The sequence below is a fragment of the Vibrio splendidus genome (assembly GCF_003345295.1).
Taxonomy (GTDB): Bacteria; Pseudomonadota; Gammaproteobacteria; order Enterobacterales; family Vibrionaceae; genus Vibrio; species Vibrio splendidus_K.
The window spans coordinates 3,083,011-3,100,627 of record NZ_CP031055.1; the positions used below are offsets into that span (position 1 = coordinate 3,083,011).

14 protein-coding genes are annotated in these 17,617 nt (G+C 45.2%); 5 read left to right on the plus strand and 9 right to left on the minus strand.

Features of this window, described 5'->3' with window-relative positions; all coding sequences use genetic code 11:
- Positions 1–78: 78 nt before the first annotated feature.
- The 8 genes from DUN60_RS13830 to lptM all read right to left on the minus strand — a co-directional run bounded on the left by DUN60_RS13830 (position 79) and on the right by lptM (position 10,051).
- Positions 79–2,559, minus strand: a complete 2,481-nt coding sequence (locus DUN60_RS13830) for a bifunctional diguanylate cyclase/phosphodiesterase (RefSeq protein ID WP_114634115.1) — start codon at positions 2,557–2,559, stop codon at positions 79–81.
- Positions 2,560–2,751: 192 nt separating this feature from the next.
- On the minus strand, positions 2,752–5,250 hold the full coding sequence (locus DUN60_RS13835) for a bifunctional diguanylate cyclase/phosphodiesterase (protein ID WP_065205725.1): 2,499 nt from the start codon (positions 5,248–5,250) through the stop codon (positions 2,752–2,754).
- A 170-nt stretch (positions 5,251–5,420) separates the two neighbouring features.
- The gene (gene yigB / locus DUN60_RS13840; protein ID WP_054548356.1) at positions 5,421–6,137 is read right to left on the minus strand and encodes a 5-amino-6-(5-phospho-D-ribitylamino)uracil phosphatase YigB; all 717 of its coding nucleotides are present in this window, start codon (positions 6,135–6,137) and stop codon (positions 5,421–5,423) included.
- A 15-nt stretch (positions 6,138–6,152) separates the two neighbouring features.
- Positions 6,153–7,085 carry a tyrosine recombinase XerC gene (xerC, locus tag DUN60_RS13845; RefSeq protein ID WP_114634116.1) on the minus strand — a complete coding sequence of 311 codons (933 nt, stop codon included), beginning with the start codon at positions 7,083–7,085 and terminating at the stop codon, positions 6,153–6,155.
- Entirely contained in the window at positions 7,054–7,752 is a 699-nt protein-coding gene (locus DUN60_RS13850) for a DUF484 family protein (RefSeq protein WP_065205723.1), read from the minus strand. Before DUN60_RS13850 ends, xerC begins: the two co-directional genes overlap by 32 nt.
- Before the next feature lie 44 nt (positions 7,753–7,796).
- Positions 7,797–8,627: a diaminopimelate epimerase gene (gene dapF, locus DUN60_RS13855; RefSeq protein WP_004736615.1), complete on the minus strand. Its 831-nt coding sequence runs from the start codon at positions 8,625–8,627 to the stop codon at positions 7,797–7,799.
- An 11-nt stretch (positions 8,628–8,638) separates the two neighbouring features.
- Positions 8,639–9,892 carry a diaminopimelate decarboxylase gene (gene lysA / locus DUN60_RS13860; RefSeq protein ID WP_004736616.1) on the minus strand — a complete coding sequence of 418 codons (1,254 nt, stop codon included), beginning with the start codon at positions 9,890–9,892 and terminating at the stop codon, positions 8,639–8,641.
- Positions 9,893–9,934: 42 nt separating this feature from the next.
- A complete protein-coding gene (gene lptM, locus DUN60_RS25030; protein ID WP_407829960.1) occupies positions 9,935–10,051 on the minus strand; it encodes an LPS translocon maturation chaperone LptM in 117 nt (38 codons plus the stop codon).
- A 75-nt stretch (positions 10,052–10,126) separates the two neighbouring features.
- Here lptM and cyaY point away from each other — a divergent pair, with 75 nt between their 5' ends.
- Entirely contained in the window at positions 10,127–10,441 is a 315-nt protein-coding gene (gene cyaY, locus DUN60_RS13870) for an iron donor protein CyaY (RefSeq protein ID WP_114634117.1), read from the plus strand.
- A 68-nt stretch (positions 10,442–10,509) separates the two neighbouring features.
- On the opposite strand, the gene DUN60_RS13875 is transcribed toward cyaY, so the two are convergent.
- A complete protein-coding gene (locus DUN60_RS13875) occupies positions 10,510–13,038 on the minus strand; it encodes a class I adenylate cyclase (protein WP_017084846.1) in 2,529 nt (842 codons plus the stop codon).
- A gap of 344 nt (positions 13,039–13,382) precedes the next feature.
- Between DUN60_RS13875 and hemC the strand changes: the two genes are divergently transcribed.
- From hemC to DUN60_RS13895, 4 genes are read left to right on the plus strand one after another with little or no spacing between them, the layout of a single operon-like run.
- Entirely contained in the window at positions 13,383–14,321 is a 939-nt protein-coding gene (gene hemC, locus DUN60_RS13880) for a hydroxymethylbilane synthase (protein WP_009848205.1), read from the plus strand.
- A gap of 2 nt (positions 14,322–14,323) precedes the next feature.
- A complete protein-coding gene (locus tag DUN60_RS13885) occupies positions 14,324–15,052 on the plus strand; it encodes a uroporphyrinogen-III synthase (RefSeq protein ID WP_054548359.1) in 729 nt (242 codons plus the stop codon).
- Positions 15,053–15,071: 19 nt separating this feature from the next.
- Complete coding sequence (locus tag DUN60_RS13890; protein ID WP_114634118.1) at positions 15,072–16,298, plus strand: uroporphyrinogen-III C-methyltransferase; 1,227 nt, start codon at positions 15,072–15,074, stop codon at positions 16,296–16,298.
- Entirely contained in the window at positions 16,298–17,479 is a 1,182-nt protein-coding gene (locus DUN60_RS13895; RefSeq protein WP_114634119.1) for a heme biosynthesis protein HemY, read from the plus strand. The genes DUN60_RS13890 and DUN60_RS13895 overlap by 1 nt, the downstream gene beginning before the upstream one ends.
- The last annotated feature ends 138 nt before the right edge of the window (positions 17,480–17,617 follow it).

The following is a 17,617-nucleotide window of genomic DNA, read 5'->3' on the forward strand; positions in this document are numbered from 1 at the left end:
TAATCTATTGAACCATTTAGTGTTTCACGTGAAACGCACACGCTGGCTGTTCGCTGAAAAGAGATTTTACTCTCCCTATCAGAATAAGCGTTGAGGCTGACCAAAGTAGTAACCCTGCAAATAATCGACCCCCATATCCTCTGCGATTCGACACACCTGTTCGTTATGAACAAATTCAGCCACCGTCTTAGCATTCAGAATCTGACATAAGCTCACCAGCTGTTGCGCTATCTTGCGTTGCTTTTTATCCTTATCGATATTGCGAATTAAACTGCCATCAAGCTTTATCACTTGTGGTTCCAGTTTCAATATCTCATCAATGTTCGAATAGCCTGAACCAAAGTCATCGACAATAATATTCACACCAAGATCTCGGAAGTGATTACACACCTCGATCAAGCGACCGTAATCCTGAATTTGCTCGGTTTCCAACACTTCTAAACCAATACGCTGTGGGTGACTGATTTTTTTGATGGCTTGTTCAAGGTGAAGAATGGTTTTCTCATTGCTGAAATCTTGTGGCGCCAAGTTAATTGAGAACGAATCGGTTCTCTGACTCATAAAATCAAAGGTGCGCGTTATCATCTGGCGACTTAAACGCGTATAGAGATGAGTTCCTTCAATGATTGGCAAGAACTTACCCGGCGCAATCAACTGACCATCCTCTTCAATTCGAACTAAGCACTCATAGCTTTCTACCTGATGGCTATGCGCCGATACAATAGGTTGAGAGCACGCAACAATATTTTGATTGAGCACTGCGCGGCTCACACACGATAGCCAGCCGAGTTGCTCTTGGCGATGCTTCTCCAGTTGAATTAACGTCTTGGCACTCACCAGATGTTTATTCTGGCTCACCGCACTGCGTCGAGCTTCAATCGCTTTCAGTAATAAATCATCAATGGAGGTCGTAGGGAAATCGCGACGACTCGCGACACCTGCGCAGACCGAAACCGAAAGATAATCGATATCGGGTAGCCCCATCGGCTCAAAATTAACATGCTCGGTTTGATCTGAAAATTCAGAGAAACGCTGATGAATGTGTTCTTGGCTGGCCCAACTATCAAACACCACCGCCCACTCACCAATACCAATACTGTAGAGCTGGCAACCCTCATCAAAAAACTGCCACAGTGCTTTCTGAAAGTACTCACTCAGATCATGCAGAAGTTTGTCACCTACTGGATAACCATACTTCTCATTGATTTGACCAAATGTGGTGACCTTCAAAGCCAACAAATGACTGTCAGAGCTCATTTGTGACAGCTTCTCACGCAGTACACTTCTATTGGGTAACCCAGTGCGACGATCAATTCGGTAGCTCGCCGTCAATGCGGTCGCTTGCTGCTGAATCTTACTCGCCATGCTATTGTTCATGTCATCAACATCAAGCAGTGCATTTCGAATCAATGAAAACAGAGGCGATATGTTGGTCGTGGGTTGTGTCTCTAATGGCTGTACAGCCTTGCCTTCACCTTCTCTAAGCGCGAGATAAGTGAGGCTATGATGCAGGATTCGTTGTTGGCCACGATCTTGATAGAGTTCTCCCATGCAGTACACACCATAGGTGTCTGCGAGCTTCTGGAAGACTTCTACTTCTTGGTTACCATCAATAAAATCGATACGAGAGGTGCAGTTGTAGATAAAAAACTGCTCCGGTCTATGAGAGGCAATCTGTTGAACACCGAGTCGGATCTGCTCCAAGGTCAGTGAAGGGTGGTCGTAACAAAACCTGACCTCATCACCAATCTGAAAATGATCACTAAATTCTATCTCTCCACATTCTCTCACCTTGAGTGGCAAGTGAATGTTTTGCTCTTTCGGGTCGCCGACCATCAAGGGGAAATTATGCAGTTGCTCGAAAGGTACTTCGAGGCCATCAGCAAGGTAGCGATTATAAAGATCGCGAACAGGCATACCATCCAATTCAGCCAACCGGTTATCTTGAGCACCAGTGACACGAAAAGTGCGGCCAATAGGGTTCCACTCGGTGTAATAACCCTTGGTGGTTACGAGCTCGACACTGTGCAACGCCAACATCACATAAGCATTCTCATAGCAAATGCCGTCTAGCATTACCCATCGCCCATTATCTGTGATGGTCGATGCACCGCCACAAATAGGCAATGAATATCTCGATTGTTCAAACGCTGAAAATAAGTCGCGGTTGTTTATCTGCAAGCGATCGGCGAAACAGATGATATTTTGAGTATTGGTATTACACTCAAGCTGCTGCCACATCGATTGACTATCTAATAGTGGTTGCTTGCTGTATTCGACAACGCCACAAGTGTAAGAGGTCGCATCGAAGCGAGTGACAATAAGATAGAGACCTTGATGCAGGATGACGCCTTGGCTGATGTAGTGGTTTGCACTACAGCCAATCAGCCTAGCATTAGGGAAAGTCGCTTGAATCACTTGGCAGGCAGCCAAAACCGAACCTTTCTCGAAAGAAGAAAACACCTGAATCAGTAGGTCTTCATGTTGATGAAAATCTATCTTTTGCAATTCACGCTGGGTTTGCTTTATATCTTGTATCAGGAGAGAGGTCGATTGCATATTCACATTAATCGTTACGTTAATGATTGGTTATTGTGCTTATTATAGATAAGGCTTGCACGGAATACTTACGATCGTCTTATAAATAATGTGACGTTAGTTAGACATCATTGATTCCACCCAAAACAGTCACCAATAGCGGCAGAACACTTTTTAAAGCAAGTCACAATAGGATACGGAAAGCTTTAACAACTAAAACAGTCGCTTAGGCTCACCAAAGTAGTAACCCTGCAGATAATCGACACCCATTTGCTCTGCTATCTCACAAACCTGTTGGTTATGGACAAATTCAGCGACGGTTTGCGCATTAAACACCTGGCATAAGCGAACCAACTGAGAGGCGATATTTCTTTGTTTTTGGTCTTTGTCGATGTTGCGAATCAGACTACCGTCGAGCTTGATAATCTGCGGCTCAAGCTTAATGATCTCATCAATATTGGAATAGCCAGACCCAAAGTCATCAACAATGATTCTCGCCCCAAGAGCACGGAAGTGATCACACACCTCAATCATACGACCGTAATCTTTAATCTGCTCAGACTCAAGAACCTCTAGGCCAAGTCGAGTGGGATCGTTCATAGCACTGATGGCGGTCTCGAGTACCTCAAGCGTCTTGTCGCTCAACAAATCTTGTGGGGATAGATTGATAGAAAATGAGCTTTGCTTATCCGCCATATAACCGATGGTGTTCTTAATCATGTGTCGGCTGAGGCGAGTGTAAAGGTGCGTGTCGGCAATGATAGGTAAGAACTTACCTGGTGGCACAATGGTACCGTCTGACTCCATGATTCTGACCAAGCACTCTTGGCCAATCATTTCGTGAGTACCGGACGCCACAATTGGCTGGGAATAAGTGATGATGTTCTGATCTAAAATCGCACGACTTACACAGCTCAGCCAACCGAGTTGCTCTTTACGATCTTCTTCACTCACCTGAATGTCTTTAGCATTGGTGATGTGAGTGTTATTCCTGACCCCATAACGTCGAGCTTCGATCGCTTTCAATAAGATCTCATCACCACTATCAGTTAGGAAGTCGCAACGACTAGCGAAGCCGCCACACAGAGAAACTGACAGATAATCAATATCAGCCAAGCCATACGGCTCAAAATTGATGTGCTCAATATCGTCAGCAAACTCAACGAAACGTTGCTCTATCTTATCGCAGCCAACATTGGCGTTAAAAATGATCGCCCATTCGCCGACACCAATGCTGAACAGCTCTACTTTCACCTGAGATTCCTTAGCCACACTAAGGTGTAATCGCTCGACAAAATGATTAGATAAATCAAGTAACAACTGGTCACCCACTTGGTAACCATACTTCTCGTTAACTTGATGGAAATTAGTCAGCTTTAACGTCAGTAAGTGCTCACTGAAGAGAATCGTATTGAGGCGCTCTTTTAATACGATACGGTTGGGTAGCCCGGTGCGAGAATCAATACGGTAGCTTTCGGTTAAACGACGCGCCTGTTGATGAAGTTTTTTCTCCATCTGCGTGTTCATACTGTCGAGATCAGCCACTGCATTTCTGACGAGATTAAGCAGTGGCGATACCGTTGAGTCACGCTGGAAATCTTCACAACGAAACTCATTAATCTCGTCCGACTCTCTCATCGCAATATAGGTGAGGCTGTGATGCAGTATCTCTTGGCGATCGTCGTTGCGGTATAGCTCGCCCATGCAGTATGCGCCGCACGCGTTTACTATCCCCTCAAATGGCTTGAGCTCAAGTTTACTGTCGATGAATTCAAGTCGAGAGACGCAGTTATAGATGATCACCGATTCCGGCTGATGCATGGCAAGCATCTCAGCGCCGTGACGCACTTTTTCTGCGGTCAAAGAAGGATGGTTATAACAAAACTGTGCCTCTTCGCCGACATGCCAAGGACTATCAAACTCGATACTGCCATCATCATTAATGCGCAGCGGTGTCGATATGCCCTTCTTTCTGCCAAGCTCTCGATAAAGCGGAAAGCTCATCAGCTGACTGAAAGGGAGATCTTTACCATCAGCAAGGTAATGTTTGAATACGTCGATAGCCGGCTTGTCGTTCAACGCGTATAAGCGATTTCCGACTGCATGTGTGACTCGTAGCTTCATCCCGATCGGGTTCCACTCAGAATAGGCATCTGACCAAACCTTCAATCTGGGGTTAGTCAGAGCCACCGCCACACAAGCGTGTTGGTAGGTCTGTTCATTATGCATAACCCAACGCCCGTATTCATTCTCATGACACAAGCCACCAGCAACAGGCAATGTATAGGGTAGGTTTTCAAAGGCGCTATAGATAGGGTAATCACGACCTTCAACCTGATCGCATAGGCTGATGACCGTTTTCGCATCTTTCGAGAGATCTAGTTGAGAAGCGAGCTCTTGGCTGTCTTGGTTTGGGTTGCCTGTAAAAGGCTGAACCGCGGAGGTTAAACGGGTTTCATTAAACTCACTGATAATGATTAAGGTACAACGACTCTCAAGACAATTGTCACAGATAACATGACGAGCACTCTGGCCAATTAAGGTGGCATTTCTTAGGCGATTGAGAGCAACACTCGCGATTCGACGAGCCATATCAGAAGATTGGGTAGAGAAAAGTTGAATAAGATATTGTTTGCTGTCACACCACTCTCGCTGATCAAATTGAGATTTAAATAGCTCCTCAGTATTTGCGAGAAATGTAAATGTTTGCATGCCAGCCCTTGATCGAAATAGAGTGAAGTGAAGAACCCGCAACCACTGCTATGACTGAAATGAATCGATAAAAAGTAGTCGCCAATTATCCTAGCCTAAACAGGCATTTAATTGCGACTAATGTAACAATTCAATATCATAAATGCGACACAATAAGCTTACAGAGGTCTTTAAATTAGTCGCATGAGATCGCTAAGTTGCTCTATTTCAACATCAGGCAGCACACTCGCCTTCGAAGAGAGGTATAAATTGGAACCAATGTCATTAAACCAGCATGCTTGGAAGCCATTTTGCTTAGCTCCGTAAACATCCGTTCTAAGGTGATCGCCGACATGAAGAATGTTGATGGCATCAACATCTAAGTATTGTTGCGCTTTATCAAACATATCTGGGTAAGGTTTTGCTCTACCGTTTGGGCCAGCTTTAAGGATTCGTTGAAAATACTGCCCTAAACCAATTTTATGTGGATCGACATTGCCATTGGTAATCGCAACCAAAGGAATGCGTTGGCTAAGTTCTGCCATCACTCGATGCGTTTCTTGAGGAACATCGACTTGATTGCGCAACCACAAAGCATGTTCTATCCCCTCACGAGCCGCCTGTTCAGCTTGCTGCTGAGAGTAGCCCAACTGCAGTAAGCCACTCTTAATCTGTGTTTCACGCCAAACGGTAACATCATGCTTTAAAGTTGGGTTTTCAGAGGCGACTTGCTGCTTAATGCCCTGCCACTCTTCAAGCGATAAAGAAGCCGACACTGGGTGCTTTTGGTAAAGCCACTGCGCCATCTCTTTTTCTACCTTCATGATTACAGGCCAGTTGTCATACAGGGTGTCATCCAAGTCAAAGGTCATGGCTTTGATGGGCTTCAACCCTCGATAAATTCGCATAGTAAAACCTTTAATCTAATCTTTATTCTTCTTACGTGCTCGAGGGTGAGCCTGATCGTACGCTTGAGCTAAGTGCTGGAAGTCCAAGTGAGTATAAATTTGGGTGGTCGAGATGTTTTCATGCCCCAACAACTCTTGGACAGCACGAAGATTCTGGCTCGATTCAAGCACGTGAGTTGCAAAGGAGTGACGCAGTTTATGCGGGCTAATATGACTCGCGACGGATTGCTTCTTACCCCACTCTTCCATGCGCTTTTGCACACTGCGATGAGAGATCCGGGTCCCTAACTTGGACACAAACAGGGCCTTTTCTCCCGGAGAAGCAAGATCACCGCGCACTTTGAGCCATTTATCGACCCACTCTTTAGCCAGTCCTGAAAACGGCGCTTTGCGTTCTTTGTCGCCCTTACCAATCACTCGGATTTCGCCTTGCCGGCCCAGCACATCTTTAAGATTGATGCCAACCAGTTCAGCGAGACGTAAACCTGCACCATACATCACCTCCATCATCGCTCGATCACGAATCGATAATGGATCGTCTTCATTCACGTCAAGCAACTGTCCGACTTCATCGACATCGAGATTTTTAGGTAAAGGACGCTGTTTGCGAGGTGCAGAAACCCCTTTGGCTGGGTTTGCAGTCATTTCGCCACGTAACACTAGGAAATCAAAGAAGCTGCGTAGTGAAGATAAGCGCGTCGCGATACTGCTCGCTTTCATTCCTTCACGCATGCCTTTGCTGGCAAGTTGTCTTACCCACGCCGCGTCTACTTGGCCCCAATCTTTCAGTCCAAGTGTGACCAAATGAGAAGCCATAGTTTCAAGTTGTTGTTTGTAATTACGTTGGGTGTGCAGGCTGAGTCCCTTCTCGCTTCTGAGATATTCATAGAAGCGAGAAAGTGGCTTTTGAAGGCTGTTAGGAAGAGGTATTTTGGGCTCTAGGCTCATTATTTATCTGCCAAGGTAAGGTGTCCGCCAAATGAGACACAACAAGTGCTAAATGGCGTAAAAATAGCGTATCCATATGAGGTTGGAAATGTCCGCCATCTTCACTAGAAAAGGCAAGCAAACCCAATGGAGACTGCTTAGCAAGTGGTAGTACTACATAAGAGCCTAGCTCTGGAACTTGGAAATCACCAAACAAATCGTGTCTGTCGGCTTTTCTCAAGCGTCCTAGATAAGCATCTTTACCATTGAAATGGTTGAGCGAAAACTTCGAATAGCGGTCTTCACTCAGCTTATAAAAGCCAGGTTGCGAGAGAATTCGTACATGGGCCTTCAACCCTAAATCTAACGCTTTTTGTTCAACAGCCTTGATAACCTGCATAAAGTCACTGCATTTCAGCACGTGAGCTTGCAGATCCATAAATTCATAGAAGGTTTTATCGTTATTCGCTGCCAACGACATCAAGCCAGTGATTTCTTCCTCTAGCTCTTCGATTCGGTGGCGTTGGCGTTTAAGCTGAACCTCCACCAGAGAAACAGCACCCTGCTCAACATTATTGATAGCAAGGCGATCAACCAAACCTTTCCTGTCTTGGAAAAAATCTGGGTTATCACGTAAATATTCCGCGACCACTTCTGCGGTGAGTGCGTCGGCTTGAACGTAAGACAAAACCTATCCTTTATTTTTATGAATCTATTGGTTATGAATGTTTATTAGCAAGAAAGTTGACCATCAAACACATGGGTTGCTGGGCCAGTCATAAATAGAGGTTTACCCGGACCTTGCCAACTAATCTGCAAATCACCACCAGGTAGACGAACTTTCACATTCTCAGCCAGCAAACCTTGATTGATACCAACCGCAACCGCGCCACATGCACCGCTGCCACACGCCTGAGTTTCACCCGCACCGCGTTCATAAACACGCAAGCGAACCTCTTCACGGTTAATCACTTGCATAAAGCCAGCATTAACACGCTCAGGGAAGCGTTCATGTGATTCAAGAAGCGGACCTAAGGTCTCCACGTCTGCAGTATCGACATCATCAACAACGGTAACCACATGCGGGTTACCCATGCTTACGGCACCACAGAACAAGGTATGTACATCCGTTCTTAAGATATACGTCTTCTCAGGCTGCTTTGCCTTGAATGGGATTTTGCCAGGTTCAAACTCAGGAATGCCCATGTTGACAGTGATCTGGTCATTGTCTTCAATCTTGAGAACCATTTTACCTTTCTTGGTGCTCACGTTGATGCTGTACTTATTCGTTAAGCCTTTCATGCGAACAAATCGAGCAAAACAACGCGCACCATTACCACACTGCTCCACCTCACTGCCATCCGCATTGAATATGCGGTAATGGAAGTCGGTTTCTGGATCATAGGGAGCCTCGACCACAAGTAGCTGATCAAAGCCCACACCAGTGTGACGATCCGCCAAACGACGGATCAAATCTGGAGAAAAGAAAATATTTTGAGTAATGCAGTCCACGACCATGAAATCATTGCCCAAACCATGCATTTTAGAAAAGTGGAAGTGCATAACGCTTAAAATTACTCCGGAAGAATGTTTTCAAGTTCCCACAGACTCGTAAGCTCTTCACGCTGACGAACCAAGTGAGTTTTATCGCCATCAACCATCACTTCAGCCGCACGCGAACGAGTGTTGTAGTTAGATGACATAGCGAAGCCATAAGCACCAGCAGAACGAACGGCCAGTAGATCGCCTTCTTCAAGAACAAGGTCACGATCCTTACCTAGGAAGTCACCCGTCTCACAGATAGGGCCAACCAAGTCGTAAGTCACCGCTTCACCCTGACGCGGGCTCACTGGCACAATATCCTGCCAAGCTTGGTAAAGTGCCGGGCGCATCAGATCGTTCATTGCCGCATCGATGATGGCAAAGTTTTTATGCTCTGTTGGCTTCAGGAACTCGACTTTCGTTAATAATACACCAGCGTTCGCAGCAATCGCTCTTCCAGGCTCGAAAATCAACTCTAGATCAGAATGATTGTCTAAACGAGCCAACAAAGCCTTCGCGTAATCTGAAGGTTGTGGTGGTAATTCATCTCGGTAAACCACGCCCAAACCGCCACCAACATCAAGGTGCTTGATGTTGATATCATTGGCACGTAGTTGGTCGATCAGTGCAAGTAGACGATCAGTGGCATCGATAAAAGGTTCGATATCCGTTAATTGGGAACCGATGTGGCAATCAATACCGTGGATAGACAAGTTATCGAGTGTTTTTGCAAACGCATAAACAGCAGGAGCACGGTCGAAGGCAATGCCGAACTTGTTATCACGCAGACCCGTAGAAATGTAAGGGTGAGTGTTCGCATCAACATCAGGGTTGATACGCAGTGAAATCGGCGCTTTAACACCAAGCTCACCAGCCACTTTATTCAGTCGCTCCAGTTCTGGCTCAGACTCTACGTTGAAACATTTAATGTTCAACTCAAGCGCACGCTTCATTTCAGCGGCTGTTTTGCCAACACCAGAAAACACAACTTTAGCCGGATCGCCACCCGCAGCAACCACACGCTCTAGCTCACCGCCAGAAACGATGTCGAAACCTGAGCCCATGCGAGCCAAAGTATTCAACACGCCAAGGTTCGAGTTAGCTTTAACGGCATAACACACCAAGTGTGGATGCTCACCAACCGATGAATCAAACGCATTCCAGTGGCGTTCTAATGTTGCACGAGAATATACGTACAACGGAGTACCATATTGCTCTGCTAGTTGTGAAAGTGCGACGTCCTCAGCCCAAAGCTGGCCATCTTCCTGATAGTTGAAGTAATCCAAAGTTCTTATCCCTTATAAATAACGATTTCTGCGTGTTTTCACTTATTGTGATTGTTCAGTCTGCTGAACTTCATCAGGATCGTACAAAGGACCCGTTTGACCACAACCAGAAAGTCCAATAACGGACACCATAAACAGAGCGGTAATTAATTTTTTCATTTTGCATATCGTGATTATTAACTCAATGCCCCCTATAATCGCACCACACTCAGGAAAAGCAATAGGATAGAAAGGATGAACGAGACTGAATTTCATCAACTGGTCGATATACAGATGCAAAACATCGAAGAAGCTATCGATGAATCAGAGGCAGATATTGATTACGAAGTGACTGGTAACGTAATGACGCTGGAGTTTGAGAACCGCAGCCAAATCATTATCAACCGCCAAGAACCAATGAAAGAAATCTGGTTAGCGTCTAAATCTGGTGGTTTTCATTTCAAGCTAATCGACGACAAGTGGACATGTTCTAAGACGGGCATTGAATTGTTTGAGATGGTTAAAGAAGAATGCGCGAAGCACGCAGATGAAGCGATCAATTGGGTCTAATTATTGGTAAAAAACAAAAAGGAGTGAATCAATCACTCCTTTCTTAATATCAATTATCGAGAATAAACCTAGATGTTGACTATCTTTGAGCTCCGAGAAGCTAAAGTCGCATCATTACGGTAAGGCACCACGTAAGAGTTACCTTCTTCAGGATGAACAATTTGGTAGTACTGAGGTAGATTGAAATTAATCAACTTAGATGACACCTTCGACTCATCTTTTACTGAAGTGTAGAAAGAATTCACGCTCGCGATCATCTCATCTTTTTCACCGCTGTATTGGTGATACACCTCAACTTGATTCGACTCGTCCAATACATAAATATTGAAACCTTTGTCGGTATCCTCAAAGAAAAATTGAATTAAACCTTCACTCGCAAAACCATCAACCACTTCTGGTAGCTGATACTCTTGCTCTTTATCGAGCATCAGTAAAGGTGAGCCCTTCAGCTTATTCGTCGAGATACTACGATAGAAATCGACCGAGTTTTCCAGCATCTGCACCGAAACGCCACGACGTTCAAAGAACAGGCCAAACATCTTATTTGCCAGACGAATAGCCTTGAAGCGGCGGCGCTTCTCCGGCTCAATCGGTTTCAATCGTAAGTCGATACACTCAGCAAGCAGTTGATACACCATATTACGCATCACACCACGCAGGTTTTTGCTGTAACAGAACACATCGACCGATTCTGGCGGTAAAGCATCTTGGTGCATTTTACCAAGTACCGTCTTCAACGCGTCGAGCATTGCAGTATCACCTTGGAAATGAAGCGTACGTACTTCATGCCAAGAGTTACGATAAACCAGATCAACACTGCCGACTAAACTCTTACCCTCTTCACCAAAACTGAAGATATCGGCGTTCTTAAGATCAACCTTCAACGCACGACCACTTAATTCAGAAGTTGGGTCACTTTCAAAATTGATGAACATCGCCAGCTGGCTTATTTCACACGGGCTCGCCAGTGCTTGCATGCTCGGGCGGCGCTTACGTAAAGAGAAGGTATTGCGCAGATCGCTCACCATTTGATAGAACTTATCGATATCAATCTGAGCATCACGTACCACAGAGTGCAAACGCGTCGACTCTGTAATCAAGCCATTAAAGAATGACCAAGCAACCAGTTTACTCAAGTACTCATGGTGCTCAAGTGAAGGCTGACCAAGAATACGATGCGCTACCAGTGGCTGCTTATACAAGTACCAACCGGCTTTATTCGACTGACCCTGACGAACTTCGATGAAGCTCAAGTCTGGTTCATGAAGATCAGGAGAGATTTGTGGGTTCAGTAGTGTCACTTTACCCGGCAACACCTCAAACGCAGCGTAAAGCTTACGAGCCAAAATACTGATATCTTGTGGGCTGATTGCCGAAGTGATGTCGTTACGACGCGCAAATTGAATCAGATTGCGGTAGCTCAGCATCAAGGCATCAAGCAGTGCATGGTGTACCACTTTAACTTGCTCTACCTTCCAGTTACGGCGGTTATCGAGCTCAGCAATGGTTTCATGTCCCCAATTCCAAGACTTAGTCATCTCAGTTAAGGCTTCACGACGCCACGCAACAGAACCAATGCCCGCATCTCGTGACAACTTCTCGTGGGTCTTAAGGTAGAAACAGCGTCTCACCAAGTCCAATCGAGTGTGGTCGTTAATGCGTTCTAGATAGCGCGTTACCTTCTCGAGCATCAGATAGTAGCTATCCATGCCATACAGATCCGGTTCATCCGCGAAGAAGCGACGCTTGGTATCAATACTAAGCAGTTGGGTGTTTGGGTATTCCCATGAATAAGCTTCTAACAGGATCGCCTTCAAAACCGATTTATACGGTGAGTCGATACTCTTATAGAGCTGCCATAGGTTTGAACCAAAGTACTCTTCAGCAGGGATGCGGTTCAGCTTGCCGAAATCGATCCACTGCGAGCAATCAAGATAACCATCCTGACACAGGCCTTGGACATACTCGTCGTAACACTCTTCCATTTCTGGCGGAATTATTTGCCACAACAAACGCTGGCCAGCCAAACGAACGGCAGAGCGATAGAACTCATCAAGCAGTAATAAGTGCTGTGAAGAACCACAGTTATCACCGGTCATCTCTTCAGAATGGTTTGAGCGGAAACGCTGTTCATCCATCAAGAAGAAGTTAGCTTCAACCCCTAAGGTTTCAGCCCAGTCGGTAATCAACAGACATTTGTTGGTCAGGCTGTCGCGAGATGCGCCATCCATATCCGGAGAAACACACACCCAGATATCGAGATCACTTGAAGTGCTTTGGCCAATAGAAGAAGTACTACCCATGGTGTACAAGCCCAGGATTGCCGGTTCAGCAGCCTCGGTGAGTTTTCCACCCAGCGTTAATTCGGTATCAGAGACAAATTGCTTTTGGAATTCATTAGGCGTGAAGCTACGAATTCCAAAAGGAACTTGTTGGTCATAATAACCAGGCATCATGGGATGATTGAAGTGAAGTAGTGCAGGAATAAGGTTGAAAACTCGTTGGCCTTGGACATTCATCAACGCCAACGCACGATCAATGCGCTGCTGATTAAGGTTGTCTAATCGTTGAATCAAAGTCTGAGTGTAAGCCTGCAAGGTAAGTCCTTGGTTTGAGATTAAATGCACTTCTGTTTAGTTACTGAACGAAAGGAGCAACAAAACGTGATCAATTTAACACTTTTACCCTTAATGGTAAAGCAAAGGAACCTGTCATACTGGCCAATGCCTTGATGACAAAAAGTTAAACTCACGGCGCCGTAGTGTCCTCTTTATTACCTATTTCTAATAATAGCCCATGTTTCAAATGAGATACCAATCACACTATTTTGGTGAACTCATGAAAATCCCTCAGCTATCAAAGCATGGAATGATCAAACAGTAAGAATTTTCCCCTCACAATGGTAGGATTAGCCTATTACAGAACCTATATCGGAAACACCATGACAAATTCAGCACCAATCCGTATCGCGACCAGAAAAAGCCCTCTTGCCCTTTGGCAGGCATACTTTGTAAGGGATGCACTGCAAGCTGCTCACCCTGGTTTAGAGGTTGAGTTGGTAACTATGGTGACCAAAGGTGACATCATCCTAGATACCCCGCTGGCTAAAGTGGGTGGTAAAGGACTGTTCGTTAAAGAACTCGAAGTAGCCATGCTAGAAGGCCGTGCTGACCTAGCCGTTCACTCAATGAAAGATGTACCGGTCGACTTCCCAGAAGGTCTAGGTCTAGTAACTATCTGTGAACGTGAAGACCCTCGTGATGCTTTCGTTTCAAACACTTACAACAACATCGACGAGCTACCACAAGGTGCTGTCGTGGGTACATGTAGCCTGCGTCGTCAATGTCAGTTGCTAGAATACCGCCCAGATCTCATCATCAAAGAACTGCGCGGCAATGTTGGTACTCGTCTAGGTAAACTCGATGATGGTCAATACGACGCGATCGTACTGGCTGCTGCTGGTCTTAAACGTCTAGAGCTAGAAGAGCGTATTCGTAGCTTCATCGAACCAGAGCAGTCTCTACCTGCTGTTGGCCAAGGCGCTGTTGGTATTGAGTGTCGCCTTGATGACGAGCGTCTGATTAAACTTCTTGAACCACTGAATCATAAAGACACGGCTGATCGTGTACTGTGCGAACGTGCAATGAACCTTACCCTAGAAGGTGGTTGTCAGGTTCCTATTGGCAGCTACTCATTATTAGATGGCGATAATATCTGGCTACGTGCATTAGTAGGCGAACCGGATGGTTCTAAAATGGTTCGTGGTGAGATCTCTGGCCTTCGCAAAGATGCAGAAGCGCTTGGCGTTACTCTGGCAAATCAATTGCTGGATGATGGCGCGAGAGAAATCTTAACCAAGCTCTACGCTGACCAAGAATAATCATGACAGTGTTGGTGACACGTCCCGGCTCAGAGGGGCAATCGCTTTGCCAACAACTAGCGGATGAAGGGATTCAAGCAATCCATCATCCGCTTATTCGTATCGTTGATAATCCACACTCATCGGATTTAAGCACCCAGCTTAATAACAGCGATATCATTATTGCAGTCAGTCACCACGCTGTGACCGCTGCCCAAAGCATCCTTTCGAAAACTTCATCTATTTGGCCAACTTCGCCGCTTTATCTTGGCGTTGGTCAAAAAACTGCGCACGTTTTAAGCAAAGTTAGTAAACAAAAAGTAAACTATCCCCAAGTGAGTGATAGTGAACATCTTCTCAAACTTACTGAACTTAATGGCGTAGATAATAAATCCATTTTGATACTGCGTGGAAATGGTGGGCGTGAGCTCATTAGAGATTCTTTACTCAATCGAGGTGCACAAGTCTCTTATTGTGAGACCTACCGTAGAGAATATATTCCCATTAACGATCACAATATCTATCAAACATGGATAAACAAAAAAACGTCCAAAGTTGTCATCACTAGTCAGGAACAATTGGAGTATCTCTGCTCAATTACCCCTGATGAGTATTTGGCTTGGCTTTCAACGAGACAACTATTTGTCCCAAGCCAGCGCATAGTAGAACGAGCACAACAACTCGGTTTCTCGAACGTGACCAATACTCACAGTGCTACGAACCAAATATTACTGGCTGCTCTCCGGCCCTAGCTAGAAACAGGAAATAAGCATGACAAGCAAAAAAAATAATGAGCATATTGAACCTGGAAAGAAACAAGACACTCAGCCAGTAGTTGTTGAAAACGAAAAAGCTGAATCTACAGAGACAAAACAGCCTGAAAAAAAACTTGATGCCTCTGCGTCAAATACGGTTCAAAGTGAACAGCCTCAAGTTGAGCATAAAGAGCAAATCGAGAAAGCAGAAAAGCAAGGTAAGCGCGGTGTCAAACTAGGCGCTATTGCGATCGCTATTTCTATTATTTTCAGTGGCGGTATCGCATTTCAAATGCAGCAAAAGAGCGCTGAATACTCGGCTCAAATCTCGGCTCTTCAAACACAACTGCAAAATACCCAATCTGCAGTAAATAAAGACCTGCAAACCATCAAGCAAGAGACTATCCAAGAAGCTTCTCACGCAGTGGAGAAAACTCAGGTCGTACAATCCCAGCAACAAAAGAGTATTCAAAGTCTGCAGTTAGCAGTAGCTGACGTTAAAGGCCGTCGACCAAATGACTGGTTGCTTGCTGAAGCCGATTACCTAGTAAAACTAGCAGGTCGTAAATTGTTCCTTGAGCATGATGCCGTTAGCGCAACCAAACTAATGGAAAGCGCCGATCAACGTATCGCAGCACTAAATGACCCAAGCTTAGTATCACTGCGCCAATCAATGACCAATGACATTACTAAGCTTCGCACTATCCCTCTTATCGACCGCGATGGCTTAGTTCTACGCATCACAAGTCTACAACAGCAAGTCGATACGCTACCGCTTGCCAATGCAATTCTTCCAGAAGCTGCAGTTGTTGAGAAAAAAGCGGTATCGAAAGATATTAATGATTGGCAGAACAACCTGATGACGTCGATGAAAGACTTCTCAGAAAACTTCATCACCTTCCGTAGTCGTGATGGTGAAGTCATCCCTCTACTCTCTCCTGAGCAACACTTCTACCTACGTGAGAATATCAAGGGAAAATTAGAGACCGCAATTCGCGCTGTCTACAAAGAGCAAGGTGATGTCTACAGTGCAGCACTTAATACCGCTAGCGAGTGGTCGAAAGCGTACCTAAACCAAGATAACAACTCAGTGATTGAATTTGAGAAGGCGATTAAACAGTTAAGTGAGCAGAATATCTCTGTGAAATACCCTGTAAAACTTGAGTCTCAAAATGAGTTGTCAGATGTTATACGTGAGCGCCTACGTCGTGAAGTGACCGTTATGACCACGGAGGAGAAATAATGATTCGCTGGATTTTTCTTTTTCTCGTTCTAGGTGCCGGACTAGTTGTCGGTACCCAGTTCTCAGGTCAACAAGGTTATGTCCTGATTTCGATAGCAAATAAGACCATTGAGATGAGTGTGACAACACTGGTTATATTTGTCATTGCTCTTCTAGCTGCTCTATTCGGCTTGGAGTACCTATTCAAAAAGCTTATGTACGCAAGTTCAACGACTTGGAACTGGTTCAGTGTTCGTAAACTAAAACGCTCTCGTCGTTATACCAATGAAGGCATCATCAAGCTTCTTGAAGGTGATTGGAAAGGCGCAGAGAGGAAAGTAACTCGTTGGGCTAATCATCACGACATGCCTCTGCTTTGTTATTTAGTCGCTTCTCAAGCTGCTCATGAACAAGGTAATACGAGTGAGCGTGATAAGTACATCGAGCTCGCTAGCCAACAAGAGAACTCTCTACTGGCCGTTGAGCTAACTAAAGCAAAACAACAGATCAGTGAGTCGAACTACGAAGCCGCATTCGACACACTTTCGACCTTAAAAGGTACATATCCTAATAACACCGCTGTACTTGGCCTATTAAAAACCACCTACATTCAGCTTAAACTCTGGCAGCCATTACTAGAGTTAACGCCTAAGCTAGCTAAAAACAAGCTTCTTACGGCTGATGAGCAAGTTGAGTTAGAACAAAAAGCACAATGCGGCTTGCTTCACGATGTGGCACAGCAGCAAGGTAGCGAAGGTTTAATCAGCCATTGGAACAAGCTTTCAAGAAAGCAGAAACAAAGCTCTCACCTTGTTTCCTGCTTTGTGAAGCAACTGCTCGCTCGTAAAGCTGACTCAGAAGCCTTCACTGTGATCAAAGAGAACATTGCGAAGAGTGGTTCAAATGAGCTCTACATGTTGCTTCCAGAGCTTAACCTTGCCGATCACCACCCAGTCGTTGTGATGCTAGAGCGCGCCATCAGTAAAGATGGTGGCAATGCCGAAGCACACAGCGCATTGGCTCAGTTCTACCTAAGAGAACAGAAGTGGGCAGAAGCACAAGGCCACTTCGAGAAAGCACTAGCACTTCGCTCAAACGTATCAGATTACGGATACCTATCTGATGCACTAGAAAAGCAAAACTTAACGAAGGCAGCTCACGAAGTTTCTCGTAAGGCACTCGCTCTGGTTCAACCAGCTTAAACTGATACAACTAACATGAAGCCGATGCCTAGCATCGGCTTTTTTGTATCTACTGTTTACCTTAAGTAACTTGCTCAGTACGAATAAGCAAACACTAGAGATGGTAGTAAAAGTCTTCCATCCAGATCCCTTCTCCAC

What these genes read in the sequence shown, in the direction of transcription:
- DUN60_RS13835 (WP_065205725.1), bottom strand. Translation starts at nt 5,250, where the DNA reads ATGCAAACATTTACATTTCTCGCAAATACTGAGGAGCTATTTAAATCT.
- DUN60_RS13895 (WP_114634119.1), top strand. Translation starts at nt 16,298, where the DNA reads ATGATTCGCTGGATTTTTCTTTTTCTCGTTCTAGGTGCCGGACTAGTT.
- hemC (WP_009848205.1), top strand. Translation starts at nt 13,383, where the DNA reads ATGACAAATTCAGCACCAATCCGTATCGCGACCAGAAAAAGCCCTCTT.
- xerC (WP_114634116.1), bottom strand. Translation starts at nt 7,085, where the DNA reads ATGAGCCTAGAGCCCAAAATACCTCTTCCTAACAGCCTTCAAAAGCCA.
- DUN60_RS13830 (WP_114634115.1), bottom strand. Translation starts at nt 2,559, where the DNA reads ATGCAATCGACCTCTCTCCTGATACAAGATATAAAGCAAACCCAGCGT.
- dapF (WP_004736615.1), bottom strand. Translation starts at nt 8,627, where the DNA reads ATGCACTTCCACTTTTCTAAAATGCATGGTTTGGGCAATGATTTCATG.
- lptM (WP_407829960.1), bottom strand. Translation starts at nt 10,051, where the DNA reads ATGAAAAAATTAATTACCGCTCTGTTTATGGTGTCCGTTATTGGACTT.
- DUN60_RS13890 (WP_114634118.1), top strand. Translation starts at nt 15,072, where the DNA reads ATGACAAGCAAAAAAAATAATGAGCATATTGAACCTGGAAAGAAACAA.
- yigB (WP_054548356.1), bottom strand. Translation starts at nt 6,137, where the DNA reads ATGCGAATTTATCGAGGGTTGAAGCCCATCAAAGCCATGACCTTTGAC.
- DUN60_RS13885 (WP_054548359.1), top strand. Translation starts at nt 14,324, where the DNA reads ATGACAGTGTTGGTGACACGTCCCGGCTCAGAGGGGCAATCGCTTTGC.
- cyaY (WP_114634117.1), top strand. Translation starts at nt 10,127, where the DNA reads ATGAACGAGACTGAATTTCATCAACTGGTCGATATACAGATGCAAAAC.